At 73.6% G+C, this 17,560-nt stretch carries 5 protein-coding genes; all 5 read left to right on the forward strand.

Features of this window, described 5'->3' with window-relative positions:
• The first annotated feature begins 16 nt into the window (after nt 1-16).
• Genes NW895_RS40080 through NW895_RS40100 form a run of 5 tightly spaced genes read left to right on the forward strand, consistent with a single transcriptional unit; the run spans nt 17 to nt 17,551 of the window.
• Entirely contained in the window at nt 17-6,982 is a 6,966-nt protein-coding gene (locus NW895_RS40080) for a non-ribosomal peptide synthetase (protein ID WP_289942113.1), read from the forward strand.
• Nucleotides 6,983-7,037: 55 nt separating this feature from the next.
• Complete coding sequence (locus NW895_RS40085; RefSeq protein WP_289942114.1) at nt 7,038-13,511, forward strand: non-ribosomal peptide synthetase; 6,474 nt, start codon at nt 7,038-7,040, stop codon at nt 13,509-13,511.
• Nucleotides 13,504-14,712, forward strand: coding sequence for a cytochrome P450 (locus NW895_RS40090; RefSeq protein ID WP_289942116.1), 1,209 nt, complete (start codon nt 13,504-13,506; stop codon nt 14,710-14,712). The genes NW895_RS40085 and NW895_RS40090 overlap by 8 nt, the downstream gene beginning before the upstream one ends.
• 12 nt (nt 14,713-14,724) lie before the next feature.
• The gene (locus tag NW895_RS40095; protein ID WP_289942117.1) at nt 14,725-15,927 is read left to right on the forward strand and encodes a cytochrome P450; all 1,203 of its coding nucleotides are present in this window, start codon (nt 14,725-14,727) and stop codon (nt 15,925-15,927) included.
• A 34-nt stretch (nt 15,928-15,961) separates the two neighbouring features.
• Nucleotides 15,962-17,551, forward strand: coding sequence for a tryptophan halogenase family protein (locus tag NW895_RS40100; RefSeq protein ID WP_289942118.1), 1,590 nt, complete (start codon nt 15,962-15,964; stop codon nt 17,549-17,551).
• The last annotated feature ends 9 nt before the right edge of the window (nt 17,552-17,560 follow it).

Genomic DNA, 17,560 nt, shown 5'->3' on the forward strand with positions numbered 1-17,560 from the left:
GTTGCTGACGGCGGGGTTGGCGAGTCGGTGGGCTGGGCGGGCCCGGCTGTGGAACACCTACGGGCCGACCGAGGCGACCGTCATGGCGACGGCCGGTCCGGTGGATGCCGCGATCGGGGCGTCGGACGAGGCTCCGTCCATCGGGCGTCCGCTGGCGAATGTGCGGACGTTCGTGCTGGACGATTTCCTGCGGCCGGTGCCTCCGGGTGTGACGGGTGAGTTGTATCTGGCGGGTCCGGGGGTGGCCCGTGGCTATGTCGGCCGACCCGGCCACACTGGGGAGCGGTTCGTCGCGTGCCCGTATGTGCCTGGTGAGCGTATGTACCGCACGGGGGACCTGGCGCGTTGGACGCCGGACGGTGAGTTGCTGTTCGCGGGACGTGCGGACGCCCAGGTCAAGGTCCGTGGGTTCCGGGTCGAGCTGGGCGAGATCGAAGCCGCCCTGGCCGGACACCAGACCGTCGCCCAGGCCGTAGTCACCGCGCGGGAGTCGGAGGAGACCGGTGACAAGCGGCTCGTCGGCTACGTCGTCGCGAACGTGCGGGGCGAGGTCGATCCGGAGGAGCTGCGGACGTATCTGTCCGGCCGGCTCCCGGAGTTCATGGTGCCGGCAGCCGTACTCGTACTGGACGAGCTGCCGCTGACCCCCAACGGCAAGGTCGACCGGGCCGCACTCCCCGCCCCCGACTTCGCCTCACGTACCTCCGGCCGTGAGCCGCGCACCGAGACCGAGCGGGTGCTGTGCGAGCTGTTCGCCGAGGTGCTGGGCCTCGACCGGGTCGGTGTGGACGACAGTTTCTTCGCTCTGGGCGGCGACTCCATCAGCTCGATGCAGCTCGCCTCACGGGCCCGCCGCGCCGGACTGTCCCTCACCCCGCGTCAGGTCTTCGAGCAGAAGACGCCGGAACGACTCGCGACCGTCACGGAACCAGTTCAGCCGGAGACACGCCCGGAAGACGTGGGAACCGGTGAGGTGGCGTGGACCCCGGCGATGCTGGCGCTGGGCGAGGAGGCGGTGCGTCCGGGGTTCGCCCAGTGGATGACCGTGGGAGCGCCGGCCGGGCTCCGGCTGGACGTGCTCACGGCCGGTCTCCGAGCCGTACTGGACACGCACGACATGCTGCGGGCCCGTGCGGTGCCCGACGAGCTGAAGCTCGTGGTCGGTGAGCCGGGCACGGTGGACACGGCCGGACTCGTGACCCGCGTGGCGGCCGCGGCGACGGACGTGGACGAGCTGGCCCGCGAGGCGGCAGGCCGACTGGACCCGGTGTCGGGTGTGAACGTGCAGGTCGTGTGGGTGGACGCGGGGCCGGACGAGGTCGGCCGTCTGATCGTGGTGGTGCATCACCTGGTCGTGGACGGCGTGTCCTGGCGGGTGTTGCTGCCGGACCTCCAGGCGGCCTGCGAGGCGGTCGCCGACGGACGCGACCCGGTACTGGACCCCGTCGGCACATCCTTCCGGCGCTGGTCGCAGCTGCTGTCCGAACAGTCCACCGCCGAGGAGCGCATCGCCGAACTCGACGCCTGGAAAGCCCTGTTGGGCGAACCGGAAGCCCCCCTGGCCGGCCGCCCCCTCGACCCCGCCGTCGACACCGCCCGCACCCTGCGCCGCCGTACCTGGACGCTCCCGCCGGAGCACGCGGCGACGCTGGTGAGCCGTACCCCGGACGCGTTCCACTGCGGTGTGCACGAGGTGCTGCTCGCCGGACTCGCGGGCGCCGTGGCGCACTGGCGGCAGGACGGGGAGGGCGCCACCGGCCTCCTGGTGGACGTCGAAGGGCATGGCCGTGAGCCGCTGGGCGACGGCATGGACCTGTCCCGCACGGTCGGCTGGTTCACCAGCTCCCACCCCGTCCGGCTGGACGTGACCGGATGCGAGCTGCCGCAGGTTCCGGCGGGCGGCCCGGCCGCCGGCCGTCTGCTGAAGGCGGTCAAGGAGCAGGTGCGGGCGGTCCCCGGGGACGGACTCGGATACGACCTGCTGTGCCACCTCAACCCCGAGACCGCCCCCGTCCTGCGGACCGCGCCCACCTCCCAGGTCGGCTTCAACTACCTGGGCCGGTTCGGCGGCCGGGGACCCGGTGGCGCGGTCACCGCGTGGCAGCCGGCCGGGGAGTCGGCCCTCGGCGGCTCCGTCGACCCGGACCTGCCCGCCGGTCACACGCTGGAGGCGGGCGCGGTCGTGCGGGACACCGCCGACGGGCCCGAGCTGACGATCATTCTGAGCTGGCCGGAACGGCTGCTGGCGGAGGCCGACGCGGAGCGGCTGGGCCGCGCATGGCTGGAGATGCTGGGTGGCCTGGCCGGCCACACCGCCTCCCCCGGCGCGGGCGGGCACACGCCCTCCGACTTCCCGCTGCTCACGCTGACGCAGGACGACGTGGACGAGGTGGAGGCCGCGGTGCCTGCGCCGGCCGAGGTGTGGCCGCTGTCGCCGCTGCAGGAAGGCATGCTGTTCCACGCCTCCTTCGACGACGGGGGCCCCGACCTCTACCAGGGACAGCGGATGCTCGCCCTGGACGGACCGCTGGACGTGCCCAGCCTCCGCGCGGCATGGGACACGGTGCTGCGCAGGCACCCCGTCCTGCGGGCCGGCTTCCACCGCCTGGCCTCGGGCACGGCCGTGCAGGTCGTCGCCCGGGACGTGGTGCTGCCCTGGCGCGAGGCCGACCTCTCCGGCCGTACGGAGGAGGACGCGCTCGCCGAACTGCGGCGGCTGGCCGGCGAGGAACAGGCCGAACGGATCGACGTCACGCGGGCGCCGCTGCTGGGGGTGCTGCTGGTCCGGCTCGCCGAGGACCGGCACCGGCTGCTCCTCACCAGTCACCACATCGTCATGGACGGCTGGTCCCTGCCGATCCTGATCCAGGACCTGTCGGCGGCGTACGCCGCCCGCGTGAGCGGGAACACCGGCGAGGCCCTGACACCGGCCGCCTCCTACGGGGACTATCTCGCGTGGCTGCACCGACAGGACAAGGACGCCGCGCGCGCCGCCTGGCAGGCGGAACTCGCCGGGCTCGACGAGGCGACACTCGTGGCCCCCGCCGACTCGGGCGCCGAGTCCGTGCTGCCCGACCGGGTGCGGTTCGAGTTCCCGGAGAAACTGTCGCGGGCGGTCACGGACCTGGCCCGTACGCACGGACTCACCGTGAACACGGTGGTGCAGGGCGCGTGGGCGCTGCTCCTGGCGCGGCTGACGGGCCGTACGGACGTCGTGTTCGGTGCCACGGTGGCGGGCAGGCCCACCGATCTGCCGGGCGTGGAGTCGGCCATCGGCCTGTTCATCAACACGGTTCCGGTGCGGGTGTCCCTGGACCCCGGGCGGCCGGTCGCGGAGCTGCTCGCCGACGTCCAGGAACGCCAGGTCGGGCTGCTGGGTCACCAGCACCTGGGACTGGCGGAGATCCAGCGGCTCGCGGGCTCCGGTGCCGTCTTCGACACGCTGGTCGTGTACGAGAACTACCCGCACGCCCCCGCGGGCGCCCCCGACCCCGACATGCTCGCGATCCGTCCGATCGGCGCCCCGGACGACATGGGCCATTACCCGCTGACCTTCGTCGTCTCGCCCGGGGACCGCATGCGTGGCGACTTCGTCTACCGGCCGGACCTCTTCGACCGTGACCGGGCCGACGCCATGATCACCACGCTCGTGCGGGTGCTGGAGCAGATGGTCGCCGAGCCGTCGGGGCCCGTCGGCCGGGTGGAGGCCGTGAACGCGGCCGACCGCGAGCTGGTGGTGCGGGAGTGGAACGGGACCGGGGCGGCCGCCCAGGCCGTGCCGCTTCCGGAGCTGTTCGCACGGCAGGTGCGGCGCACCCCGGACGCGATCGCCGTCACCGCCGGCGAACAGGCCCTTACCTACGCCGAGTTGATGCATCAGGCCGGGCGGCTCGCGAGGTTCCTCATCGACCGTGGGGTCGGCCCGGAGTGCCGGGTCGCGGTCCTGGCGGAACGGTCGGTGGCCACCGTCGTCTCCCTGCTGGCGGTGTCGCTGGCGGGCGGGGTGTTCGTGCCCGTCGACGCGGACTATCCGGCGGAGCGGATCGCGTACGTCCTGCGGGACTCCGACCCCGGCCTGGTCCTGTGCACCGGGCGGACCGCGCGGGCCGTCCCCGGGGACACGGCGGCCCGGCCGACGGTGCTGGACGACCCGGCGGTCGCCGCAGCCGTGGCGAAGTACGCCGGCGGGCCGGTCGGGAACGGCGAACGGACCCTGCCGTTGCGGGCCGGCAACGCGGCCTACGTCATCTACACCTCGGGTTCGACGGGACGCCCCAAGGGCGTCGTGGTGAGCCACGCGGGGCTGGGGAACCTGGCCCGGGAGCAGATCGCGCGGTTCGCCGTACGGGACGACTCGCGGGTGCTGCAGTTCGCGTCCCTCAGCTTCGACGCCGCCGTGTCGGAGCTGTGCATGGCCCTGCTGTCGGGCGGCACACTGGTGGTGGCGCCCCCGGAGGAGCTGCCCCCGCGGACGTCGCTCGGGGAGGCAGTGCGCCAGGCGCGGGCCACCCATGTCACCGTGCCGCCGAGCGTGCTCGGCGCGGAGGAGGCGCTGCCGGACACACTGCAGACCCTGATCGTGGCGGGCGAGGCCTGCCCGCCGGGGCTCGCGGACCGCTGGTCGGCGGACCGGCGGATGGTCAACGCGTACGGGCCGACCGAGACGACGGTCTGCGCGGCGATGAGCACCCCGCTCGCACCGGGCGGCCGTGACCAGGTGCCCATCGGCCGCCCGGTCGCCGGCGTCCGGGCGTACGTCCTGGACGAGTTCCTGCTGCCCGTACCGGTCGGCGTGGCGGGCGAGCTGTACGTCACCGGGGCCGGGCTCGCGCGCGGCTACCTGGGCCGTGCCGGACTGTCGGCCGGGCGGTTCGTGGCCTGCCCGTACGGCAGCGGGGAGCGGATGTACCGCACCGGGGACGTGGTGCGGTGGACCGGCGACGGCGAGCTGGTCTTCGTGGGGCGCTCCGACGACCAGGTCAAGATCCGGGGTCACCGGATCGAACCCGGCGAGATCGAAGCCACTCTGGCCGGGCACCCCGAGGTCGCCCAGGCGGTCGTCGTCGCCCGCAAGGACCGGCCCGGTGAGAACCGCCTGGTCGCCTATGTCGTCGCGGACGCGCGGGGCGAGGTCGACACGGAGGAGCTGCGGGCCCATCTGACGGACCGCCTGCCGGAGCACATGGTGCCCACGGCGTTCGTCCCCCTCGACCGGCTGCCGCTGACGCCCCACGGCAAGGTGGACCGGGCAGCGCTGCCCGCCCCCGACTTCGCCGCCCGGGTATCGGGCCGTGAGCCGCGGACGGAGACCGAGCGGGTGCTGTGCGAGCTGTTCGCCGAGGTGCTGGGCCTGGAACGGGTGGGTGTCGAGGACGGCTTCTTCGAACTCGGCGGCGACTCCATCATGTCGATGCAGCTCGCCTCGCGAGCTCGCCGGGCCGGACTGGCGCTGACCCCGCGTCAGGTGTTCGAGGAGAAGACGCCGGAACGGCTGGCCGAGGTCGTGCAGCCCACCGAGGCGGGCACGGACGTCGCGGACGTCGGTGTCGGTGAGCTGGCCTTCACCCCCGTGATGCACGCGCTGGGGGAGCGGGTCACCGGCCAGGGGTTCGCTCAGTGGGTGGTGCTGGGGGCACCGGCCGGACTCGGGCTGGACGTGCTCACGGCAGGTCTCCGAGCCGTACTGGACACGCACGACATGCTGCGGGCGCGTGCGGTGCCCGGCGAACGGAAGCTCGTGGTGGGCGAGCCGGGTTCGGTGGACGCCGCCGCGCTGGTCGCCCGCGTGGAAGCGGGATCGCCGGAGGAGCTCGCACGGGAGGCCCTGACGCGCCTGGATCCGGCGGCGGGCGTGAACATGCAGGTGGTGTGGGTCGACTCCGGACCCGGCACGACCGGTCAACTCGTCATAGTCGCCCATCACTTGGTCGTGGACGGTGTGTCCTGGCGGGTGCTGGTGCCGGACCTGCAGGCGGCCTGCGAGGCGGTCGCCGACGGACGCGACCCGGTACTGGACCCCGTCGGCACATCCTTCCGGCGCTGGTCGCAGCTGCTGTCCGAACAGGCGGTGTCCGAGGAACGGATCGCCGAACTCGAAGCGTGGAAGGCCCTGTTGGGGGAGGCGGAGCCCCCTGTCGGCGGTCGCCCCCTCGATCCGGCCGTGGACACCGCGCCCACCCTCCTCCACCGTTCGTGGACGGTGCCGGCGGAGCAGGCGGCCGTGCTGGTGGAGCGGATGCCGGCCGCGTTCCACTGCGGGGTGCACGAGGTGCTGCTCGCCGGTCTCGCGGGCGCCGTGGCGCACTGGCGGCGGGCCCCGGGCGTGCTGGTGGACATCGAGGGGCACGGGCGTGAGCCGGTCGACGGGGTGGACCTGTCCCGCACGGTGGGCTGGTTCACCAGCTCGCATCCGGTGCGGCTCACGGTGCCCGTTGGTCAGTTGGACGAGGCTATGGCCGGTGGGCCGGCCGCCGGTAGCTTGGTGAAAGCGGTCAAGGAGCAGGTGCGGGCGGTGCCGGGGGACGGGCTCGGTTACGAGTTGCTGCGTCACCTCAACCCCGACACGGCACCGGCCCTGCAAGCCGCTCCGGCACCGCAGATCGGCTTCAACTACCTGGGCCGGTTCAGCACCGGCCGCAGCACGGGCCCCGCGGGGCCCTGGCAGCTGGCCGGAGCGGTCAGCGGCTCGGTGGACCCGGACCTGCCGGTGACCCACGCCGTGGCGGCGGCCGCCGTCGTCCGGGACACCGCGGACGGGCCCGAACTGGAGATCACGCTGAGCTGGGCCGGACGGCTGCTGGGGGAGGCCGACGCGGACCGGCTGGGCCGTACCTGGCTGGCCGTGCTGCGGGGCCTGGCCGACCACACCACGTCCGAGGACGCGGGCGGACACACCCCGTCCGACTTCCCCCTGCTCGACCTCGCACAGCACCAGATCGAGGAGCTCGAAGCGGCGTTCGGCCAGGGACACCGTCCCCGCTAGGCACAGGCCTGAGCACCACCGTTGCCGCACCAACCGTCGTTGAGGAGAAGGAGCGATGACGCGATCCCTTGTCGAGGACGTGTGGCCGCTGTCGCCGTTGCAGGAGGGGCTGCTGTTCCACGCCGCTCTCGCCGACGAGGGCCCCGACGTCTACACCGTGCAGTCCGCGCTGGACATCGACGGCCCCCTGGACGCGGCCCGGCTGCGCGCCTCCTGGGAGGCGCTCGTGGCCCGGCACACGGCGCTGCGGGCCTGCTTCCGTCCCGTCAGCGGCGCCCAGTTGGTGCAGGTCGTGCTGCGCGAGGTGACCGTCCCCTGGCGTGAGGAGGACGTCAGCGGGCTGACCGCTGCCGAGGCGGAGGAGGAACTGCGCCGGCTGGCCGAGAGCGAGACCGCGCAGCGCTTCGACACGGCGGTACCGCCCCTGATGCGGCTGCTGCTGGTCCGGCTCGGCGAGGACCGGCACCGCCTGGTGATGACGTTCCACCACATCCTCATGGACGGCTGGTCCATGCCGGTCCTGCTGGGCGAACTGTCCGAGGTGTACGCGGCCGGCGGCGACGCCTCCGGGCTGAAGCGGGCCGCGTCGTACGGCTCGTACGTGGCATGGCTGAACCGGCAGGACAAGGAGGCGGCCCGCGAGGCCTGGCGCACCGAGCTGGCGGGAACCGACGAACCGACCCTGGTGGCCAAGGCGGACCCCACCCGGCTCCCGGTGCTGCCCGAGCGGATCGTCGCCGACCTGCCCGAGGAACTCACCGCGTCCCTCGCCGGGCTGGCGCGCCGCCTCGGCGTCACCATGAACACGGTCGTCCAGGGCGCGTGGGCGCTGGTGCTGGCCCGCCTCGCCGGCCGGGCCGACGTGGTGTTCGGCAGCACGGCGGCGGGCCGGCCCGCGGACCTGCCGGGCGTGGAGTCGATGGTGGGTCTCCTCATCAACACGCTGCCGGTGCGGGTGCGCCTCGACGGTGGACACACCGTCGCCGAGATGCTGACCGCGCTGCAGGAGCACCACGCCCGGCTGATCGGCCACCAGCACGTCGGCCTGCTGGAGATCCAGAAGATCGCGGGTCCCGGCTCGGTCTTCGACACCCTGGTCCTGTACGAGAGCTTCCCGCACCCGCCGGAGGGCGCCGGCACACCGGGCGCGCTGACCATGCGGCCGTCGGGCATGGCCCAGGACGCCTCGCACTACCCGCTCACCCTCGTCGTGACGCCGGGCACCCGCCTGCACTGCAAACTCGACTACCGGCCCGACCTGTTCGACGACGACACCGCCCGCGCGGTGTTCGCCCGGGTCGTCCGGGTGCTGGAACAGATGGCCGCCGACCCGCAGAGGCGGGTGGCCGACATCGACCTCCTGGACTCCGAGGAGCGGTCGCTGCTCGTCGACGCGTGGAACGACACCGGCCGGTCCGTCCCGCCCGGCACCCTGGTCGACGCCGTCCAGAGCTGGGCCGCCCGCACCCCTCGGACCGTGGCCGTGCGCTGCGGCGACGAAGAGCTGTCGTACGGGGCACTCGACGAGCGCGCCGGCCGGCTCGCCGGGTACCTGACCGGGCTCGGCGTGGGCCGCGAGACCCGGGTGGGGCTGTGCCTGCCGCGCGGGGCGGACATGGTCGTCGCCCTCCTCGCCGTGTGGAAGGCGCAGGGCGCGTTCGTGCCGCTGGACCCCCGCCACCCGTCCGACCGGCTCGGCTACATGATCGACGACAGTGAGGCGGCCGTCGTCCTCGGCACCGCCGAGACACTGGACGGCGTGCCGCTCGGCACCGCACAGGCCGTCCTCCTGGACAAGGCCGAGCAGGCCCTCGCGGACCGGCCCGCCGAGGCGCCGCACGCGTCCCTCGAACCGGACCAGCTCGCCTACGTCATCTACACCTCCGGCTCGACCGGCCGCCCCAAGGGCGTGGCCGTCGCCCACCGCAGCGTGGCGAACCTCGCCGAGGCCATGCGGCCCGTCCTCGACGTCTCCGAGGGCGTCACCGCCCTGCAGTTCGCCTCCTTCAGCTTCGACGCGGCCGTCCTCGACGTCGCGACCACCCTGGCCGCCGGCGGCACCCTCGCCATCGCCACCGAGGACGAGCGCACCGACACCCCCGCCCTGACCCGCATGATCAGCTCGGCCGGCGTGAGCGCCGCCAGTGTCGTGCCCTCCCTGCTGACCGAACTCGACCCGGACGACGTGCCCGGGGTGCGCACCTGGGTCCTCGGCGCCGAACTCCTCACCGCGGACCTGGCCGCACGCTGGACCGGCCGGGCCCGGGTCTCCAACACCTACGGCCCCACCGAGACCACCGTCATCGCCACCGCCACGCCCCTCGACGGCCCGATCGCGCCCGGCGACCAGCCGCCGCCCATCGGACGGCCCGTCGGCAACACCCGCGTCTACGTCCTGGACGCCTTCCTCAAGCCGGTACCCGCCGGCGTGACCGGCGAGGTGTACGTGGCGGGCACGGGCGTGGCCCGCGGCTACACCGGACGGCCCGGCCAGACCGCCGAGCGGTTCGTCGCCTGCCCGTTCGCCGACGGCAGCCGCATGTACCGCTCCGGTGACCTCGCCCACTGGACGCCCGACGGACTGCTCCGCTTCGACGGACGCGCCGACACCCAGGTGAAGATCCGCGGCTTCCGGATCGAGCCCGGCGAGATCGAGGCCGTCCTCACCGCCCACCCCGCGGTGCGGCAGGCCGCCGTCGTCGCCCGCGAGGACCGGCCCGGCGACCGGCGCCTGACCGCCTACGTCGTCCCGTCCGACCCGGAGGCGGACCTGGCCGACGTCCGCGAACACGCGGCGCGCTCCCTGCCCGACTACATGGTGCCCAGCGCCGTCACCCTGCTGGACGCCCTGCCGCTCACCCGCAACGGCAAGGTTGACCGGGCCGCGCTGCCCGCGCCCGACTTCTCCGGACGCGTCTCCGACGTCGCCCCGCAGGGCGAGACCGAGGAGAAGCTGTGCGCCCTGTTCGCCGACATCCTCGGCCTCGAACGGGTAGGGGCCGACGACAACTTCTTCGACCTCGGAGGCGACTCCGGTCTGGCCATGCGGCTCGCCGCCCGGGTCCGCGAGGAGTTCGGCGTCGAACTGAGCATGCGGCGCCTGTTCGGCGAGTCCACCCCCAGGGGCGTGGCCCGCATGCTCACGGCGAAGGCACGCCCCGTGCTGCAACCCGTCGACGACCCGGACGAGATCCCCGCCACCGCGGCCCAGCAGCGCGCCTGGGCGATGAGCCGGCTGACCGGCGACACCGCCGCCTACCAGTCGACCATCGCGCTGCGCCTGGGCGGCGATCTCGACACGGACGCGCTGCGCGCCGCGCTCGGCGACGTCGCCCGCCGCCACGACATCCTGCGCACCACCTTCGCCCGCGTGGGCGGCGACCTGCACCAGCACATCCTGGACGCCGACGCCGCCCGGCCCGAACCGGCCGTCACCCCCACCACCGAGGAGGAACTGCCCGGCCTGCTCGCCGAGCACGCCACGGCCGGCTTCGACCTCTCCCGCGAACTGCCCTGGAAGCAGCACCTGTTCCGCCTCGGTGACACCGACCACGTCCTGCTGCTCGTGGTGCACCGGATCGCCGCCGACGACGCCTCCCTCGACATCCTCGTACGGGACCTGGCGGCCGCCTACCGTGCGCGGCGTGAGGGCCGGGCCCCCGAACGGGCGCCGCTGCCCCTGCAGTTCTCCGACTACGCGCTGTGGGAGCGGGAACTGCTGTGCGGTGAACAGGACCCCGACAGCCTGGTCAGCGACCAGCTCGCCTACTGGAAGGACACCCTCGCCGAGGCCCCCGTCGAGCTCCCCCTGCCCACCGACCGGCCCCGGCCGGTCCTGGCCTCCCACCGCGCGGACTCCGTGCCGGTACGGCTCGACCCCGACACACACCGGCGGCTGATGGCCGCGGCCGGAACCGACGGCACGACCGCCGCCATGCTGGTGCACGCCGCGCTCGCGCTGCTGCTCACCCGCCTCGGCGCCGGCACCGACATCACGCTCGGCACCCTCCTGCCGCGCCGGGACACCGAGGGCGACCTCGAAGGCGCGGTGGGGCCCTTCGCCGGACCGCTCGTCCTGCGCACCGACACCTCCGGCGACCCCACCTTCCTCGAACTCCTCGACCGGGTCCGGGAAACCGTCCAGGACGCACAGGGCTACGAGGACGTGCCGTTCGAACGCCTGGTGGACGTCCTCGCGCCGCCCGCCTCCGCGGCCCGGCACCCTCTCTTCCAGGTCGGGCTGGACGTGCACGACGACCGCACCGAGGAGTGGGACGCGTCGGAACTGCCCGGCCTGCACACCACCCGGCTGGACACGGGCGCCACCACCACGGAACTCGACCTGTCCTTCCGGCTGACCGAACGGCACCGGCCCGACGGCGACCCCGACGGCATCGACGGACACCTCCGCTACGCCACCGAGCTGTTCGACGCGTCGACCGTCACCGCGCTCACCGAGCGGCTCGTACGGGTCCTGGAGCAGGCGGCGGCCGACCCGGAGACACCCCTCGGCCGCTTCGACGTCCTCCTCGGCGAGGACGAACTGCGGCAGGTGCTGGAGACCGGCCACGGCACCGAGGCAGAACTCCCCGGCCGTACCGTCCTCGGGCTGCTGGCCGAGCGGACGGCCCAGAGCCCCGACGCGGTCGCCGTCACCGACGACGACGGCACCCTCACCTACGGCGAACTCTCCGCCGCCTCCGCCCGTCTGGCCCATCGCCTGGCCCGGCAGGGCATCGGAGCGGAGGACACCGTCGCCGTGGCGGTGCCGCCCGGCACCGGCCAGGTGACCGCCCTGCTCGGCGTCCTCAAAGCCGGCGCCGCCTGCCTCCTCGCCGACCCGGAACACCCGTTGCGGGACGCGGAGTCCGCCCTGCCCGGCACCGGCCCCGCCGCCGTCGTCGGTACCACGGCCACCCCGGCCCTGCTGCCGGAGGACACCACGGTTCCGCTGCTGACCCTGGACGCCGCCGCCCCGGTGGACGACACGGCGCCGAAGCCGGCGCCCCTCACGCCGCCGAAGCCCGGACAGGCCGCGCTCGTGCTCGGCACCGGCAGCCCCGCCGGCACCGTCGTCGAACACCGCACCCTGCTCAACCACACCGCGTACCGCATGCAGACCGTCCTCCCGGGCCGCCCCGCCGACCTGGACACGCGGGCACCCGCCGCAGCCCAGGTGACCCGGCTCCTCGCGGCGCTGTGCGCCGGCGCCGGCGTACGCTACGGCGGGCCCGGCACGGAGGCCGGCGGCGCGGGCCGGCCGCAGCTCATGCTGCTGGGCGGCGGCGGTGACGGCGGACCGGCCCGGTTCGACCTCCCGCCGGACGCCGCCCCGGCGAACGGCGCCGGCGCCCCGGTGACCCGCCTCGGGCTCCCGCCGGACGCCGTCCCGGTCAGCGCCCACGCCACCCCGGAGACCGCCGGGACCTGGCTCGACCTGCGCGTCCGGCCGGGCGAGGCGCCGTCCGCGGAACCGGTGTGGAACACCCGCGCCTACGTACTGGACGACTTCCTGCGCCCCGTACCCCAGGGAGCCGTCGGCGACCTGTACGTCGCCGGAGCCGCCCTGGCCCGCGGATACGCGGGCGTCCCCGGCGCGACCGGCGAACGCTTCGTCGCCTGCCCCTACGGACCCGAGGGCGAGAGGATGCTGCACACCGGCCGGCGCGCCAAGCGCACCCCCGCCGGGCTGCTCCTGGTCCGGGACGACGGCCCCGGCCGGATCAGCGGCACCCGCCGCGCCGGCCGCGGCACCGGCGACCTCGGCGTGCTGCTGCGGCTGCGCACCGAAGGCACCCGGCCCCCGCTGTTCTGCGTCCATCCCGCCATGGGCCTCGCCTGGGGCTACCGCTCCCTGCTGCGGCACCTGCCGACGGACCTGCCGGTCTACGGGCTGCAGGCCCGCGGCCTGGCCGGACCGGAACCCATGCCGCGCAGCTTCGACGAGATGGTCACCGACTACCTGCTGCAGATCCGGACCGTCCAGCCCACCGGCCCCTACCAGCTCATCGGATCCTCCTTCGGCGGACTGCTCGCCCAGTCCATCGCCACACGCCTGCGCGAGCAGGACGAGGACGTGGCGCTGCTCGGCATCCTCGACGCCTACCCCGGAGGCGTCGGCCGGTTCGTCACCTCCGAGGAACGCCCGCCGTCCGACGGCGACGGCCCGGACGTGCCCGACGACCGCGCACGCGCCATGCCGGCCGACATCGAGGCCGTCCGCATGGGCGTCGACGACCGCCTCCGCAAGAACATGGAGAAGGTCATCCGCAACGCCGCCGACTTCGCCCCCGACCACACCCCGCCGCACTACCCGGGCGACCTCCTGCTGTTCGTCGCCACCGAGGACCGGCCCGAGGAACTGCCGGTGCCGGCCGCGATCGACAGCTGGCGGCCCTACATCGCCGGGGACATCCACGCCCACGAACTCGCCGTCGGGCACTACGACATCTTCCAGCCGGAACCCTCCGCACAGATCGGGCGGGTCATCACCGCCGCACTCGACGGGACGGAGCCGGCCGATGCCTGACCAGCGCACACCAGCGGAGCAGCCCCCCGGCACCCGGGACGTTCCCGTCCACGAGCGCCGCGACGGGATCGACCCCCTGCCCGAACTGGGCCTGATGAGCCGGCAGACCCCGCTCGTCCTGATCGACGCGGCCAACACCGCCGAGCGCACCTGGCTCGCCGTCGGCCCCGACACGGTGCGCGCGGTACTCGGCGACGCGGAACGCTTCAGCACCCGGCCTCCCGCGGACACCGAAGCCGACTCCCGGCGCCTGATCCAGGAGGGCAACCTGCTCCAGTACGACCCGCCCGAGCACACCAGGCTGCGCAAGATGCAGGCACCGGAGTTCACCCAGCGCCGGATGCGCCGCCTGGAGCCCCTGGTCGAGAAGATCGTGGACGACCACCTGGACGCCCTGGAACGCGCCGGGCAACCCGCCGACCTCGTCCGGCACTTCGCCCAGCCCATCCCGGCCCTCGTCGGCTGCGTGCTGCTCGGCATCCCCCGCGACGACCACGCCGAACTGGCCCGCAACCTCGACCTCAGCCGCAGCGACAACCGCCCCAGGGAACAGCGGATGGCGGCCGGCAAGGCCTACATGGCCTACCTGATCAAGTTCGCCAGGAGCCGGCGCCGGCACCGCGGTGACGACCTGATCAGCGCGCTCATCCACGACCACGGCATGGACATGAGCGACGCCGAGCTGGCGGGAACCGTGGCCACCCTGCTGGCCCCCGCGATCCTGAACGTCACCGGAACCCTGTCGCTCGGCGTCCTCGCCCTGCTCCAGCACCCCGACCAGCTCGCCCTGCTGCGGGAGCGGGACGACCTCGTCGACCGGGCGGTGGAGGAGATGCTCCGCTACACCTCGGTCGTCTCGACCGCCTCGCCGCGCACCGCCCTGGTGGACGTGCCGCTGGCCGGGGAGGTCGTCAAGGCCGGTGACGTGGTGCTGTGCTCGCTGCTCGGGGCCAACCGGTCCGGGTGCCCGCACGCCGAGGACGCCTTCGACATCACCCGGGAGAACGCGGGCCACGTGGCCTTCGGGCACGGCATCCACCACTGCCTCGGCGCGCCGCTGTCCAGGCTCACCCTGCGGACCGCCGTCCACGCGCTGCTGCACCGCTTCCCCGGGCTGCGGTTGGCGGTGCCCGTGGAGGACCTGCGCTACAAGTCACCGTCCGGCATCTACGGCGTGGAAACACTGCCGGTGGCCTGGTAGGAGGCGGCAGCCATGGCCGACGACACACAGTCCCCGCCCGTCCACATCCGCCGCACCGGCTTCGACCCGGCGGACGAGCTGCGCCGCCTGACCGCCGGGCGGCCCGTAACCCGGATCGACGGCGACCCGGGGGCCGACGGCCGGCCCGTCTGGCTCGTCACCGGCTACCACGAGGTGCGCCAGGTCCTCGGCGACCACGTCCGCTTCTCCACCCGTCGCCGGTTCGGCACCCGCACCGGGGCTTCAGGCGACGACTGGCGGCCGGACGAGGCGATCGGCCAGCTCATGGACTACGACCCGCCCGAGCACACCCGGCTGCGCAAGATGCTCACCGCCGAGTTCACCCAGCGGCGCACCCGCCGGCTCGAACCCCGGATCCAGGCCATCGTGCACGAACGCCTCGACGCCATGGAACGCGTCGGGCCGCCCGCCGACCTGGTGCGGCACTTCGCCGACCCCGTCCCCGGACCGGTGCTCTGCGAGCTCATCGGGGTGCCCCGCGACGACCAGGCCGACTTCCTGCGCCGCTGCCACGCCCACCTCGCGACCGCGGGCCGCCAGGAACGCGCCGCGGCCGGGACCGCCTTCACCCGCTACCTCAGCGCGCTGATCACCCGCGCCCGCAAGAACCCCGACGACGGCTTCCTCGGCATGCTCGTACGCGACTACGGCGACGAGTTCACCGACAAGGAGCTGCGCGGCATCTGCGTCCTCCTCATGCTCGCCGGCCTCGACAACATCTCCGGCATGATCGGCCTCGGCACGCTGGCCCTGCTCCAGCACCCCGACCAGCTGGAGCGGCTGCGCGCCGAACCGGCGGAACTGGACCGCGCCCTCGACGAACTCCTGCGCTACCTGTCCGTGCCGCACGCCCCCACCCCGCGCACGGCCCTGGAGGACGTGACGGTCGGCGGGCAGCTCGTCCGGGCCGGGGAGACCGTCGTCTGCTCCATCCCCCTGGCCAACCGCGACCCGGCGCTCACCGAGGAGCCGGATCGCCTCGACCTCGCACGCGACCCCGTGGCCCATGTCGCCTTCGGCCACGGCGTCCACCACTGCCTGGGCGCGGCACTGGCCCGGCTGGAGCTGCGGATCGCCTTCACGGCACTGCTCGACCGCTTCCCCCGGCTGCGCCTCGACATCCCGGCCCAGGACGTGCCCTTCCGGGTGCTGTCGACCGCGTACGGCGTGCTGCGCCTGCCGGTGACCTGGTGAACGACCGACAACCTTTCCGAGATTGGGGTGGGACATGACGCACACCGACATACCCGGGGCCGGGGGCACGGCCACCGTGCGCAACGTCGTGATCGTGGGCGGCGGCACGGCGGGCTGGATGACGGCCGCCTACCTGACCGCCGCCTTCGGCGACCGGGTGACCGTCACGCTCGTGGAGTCCGCGGACGTCGGCACCATCGGCGTCGGCGAGGCGACCTTCAGCGACATCCGGCACTTCTTCGAGTTCCTCGGCCTCGCCGAGCGGGACTGGATGCCCGCGTGCAACGCGACGTACAAGCTCGCCGTCCGCTTCGAGAACTGGCGGGAGCCCGGCCACCACTTCTACCACCCCTTCGAGCAGCTGCGGTCCGTCAAGGGCTTCCCGCTCACCGACTGGTGGCTGCGCCACCCCACCACCGACCGGTTCGACGTGGACTGCTTCGTCATGGCCTCGCTGTGCGACGCCGGACGCAGCCCGCGGTACCTCGACGGAGGCCTGCTGGAACAGGAGTTCGTCGAGTCCGACGACCTGCCGTCCACGATCGCCGAGTACCAGGGCGCCCAGTTCCCCTACGCCTACCACTTCGAGGCGCATCTGCTGGCCAAGTACCTCACCAGGTACGCCACCGCCCGGGGAGTGCGGCACGTCGTCGACACCGTGCAGGACGTCGGCCTGGACGAGCGCGGCTGGGTGACGCATGTGCAGACCGCCGAGCACGGGCGCGTCGACGGCGACCTCTTCGTCGACTGCACCGGGTTCCGGGCGCTGCTGCTCAACAAGGCGCTCGGCGAGCCCTTCGTGTCGTACCAGGACACCCTGCCCAACGACAGCGCGGTCGCGCTGCAGGTCCCCATGGACATGGACAAGGACCCGATCCGGCCGTGCACCACCGCCACCGCGCAGGACGCCGGGTGGATCTGGACGATCCCGCTGGTCAGCCGGATCGGCACCGGCTACGTCTACGCCCGCGACTACCTCGAACCCGAGGAGGCCGAGCGCACCCTGCGTGACTTCGTCGGCCCCGCGGCGGTCGACGTGCCCGCCAACCACATCAGGATGCGCATCGGACGCAGCCGCCGCGCCTGGGTCAACAACTGCGTGGCCGTCGGGCTCGCCGGCGGCTTCGTCGAGCCCCTGGAGTCGACCGGCATCTTCTTCATCCACTACGCGATCGAGCAGCTGGTCAAGTACTACCCGGCGGCCGACTGGGACGCCTCGCTGCGCGACCAGTACAACAGCTCGATGGCGCACGTCATGGACGGCGTACGGGAGTTCCTCGTGCTGCACTACCGGGGCGCGAAGCGGGCCGACAACCAGTACTGGCGCGACACCAAGACCCGTACCGTGCCCGACGCCCTCGCCGAGCGGCTCGAACTGTGGCAGAGCAAGGTGCCCGACGCGAACACCGTGTACCCCCGCTACCACGGCCTGCCGCCGTACTCCTACAACTGCATCCTGCTCGGCACCGGCGGCATCGACGTCAAGCCGTCGCCCGCGATCGACCTCACCGACGAGAAGGACGCCCTCGCCGAGTTCCAGGCGATCCGTGACAAGGCACGGGCCCTGGTGGGGAGCCTGCCGACGCAGAACGAGTACTTCAAGAAGATGCGAGAGGGGCTCTGAGCGGGACCC

The sequence above is a fragment of the Streptomyces sp. S.PNR 29 genome, assembly GCF_030386795.1.
GTDB lineage: Bacteria > Actinomycetota > Actinomycetes > Streptomycetales > Streptomycetaceae > Streptomyces.

Coding starts and splice junctions, on each gene's coding strand:
- NW895_RS40085 (WP_289942114.1), top strand. CDS start 7,038: ATGACGCGATCCCTTGTCGAGGACGTGTGGCCGCTGTCGCCGTTGCAG.
- NW895_RS40090 (WP_289942116.1), top strand. CDS start 13,504: ATGCCTGACCAGCGCACACCAGCGGAGCAGCCCCCCGGCACCCGGGAC.
- NW895_RS40095 (WP_289942117.1), top strand. CDS start 14,725: ATGGCCGACGACACACAGTCCCCGCCCGTCCACATCCGCCGCACCGGC.
- NW895_RS40100 (WP_289942118.1), top strand. CDS start 15,962: ATGACGCACACCGACATACCCGGGGCCGGGGGCACGGCCACCGTGCGC.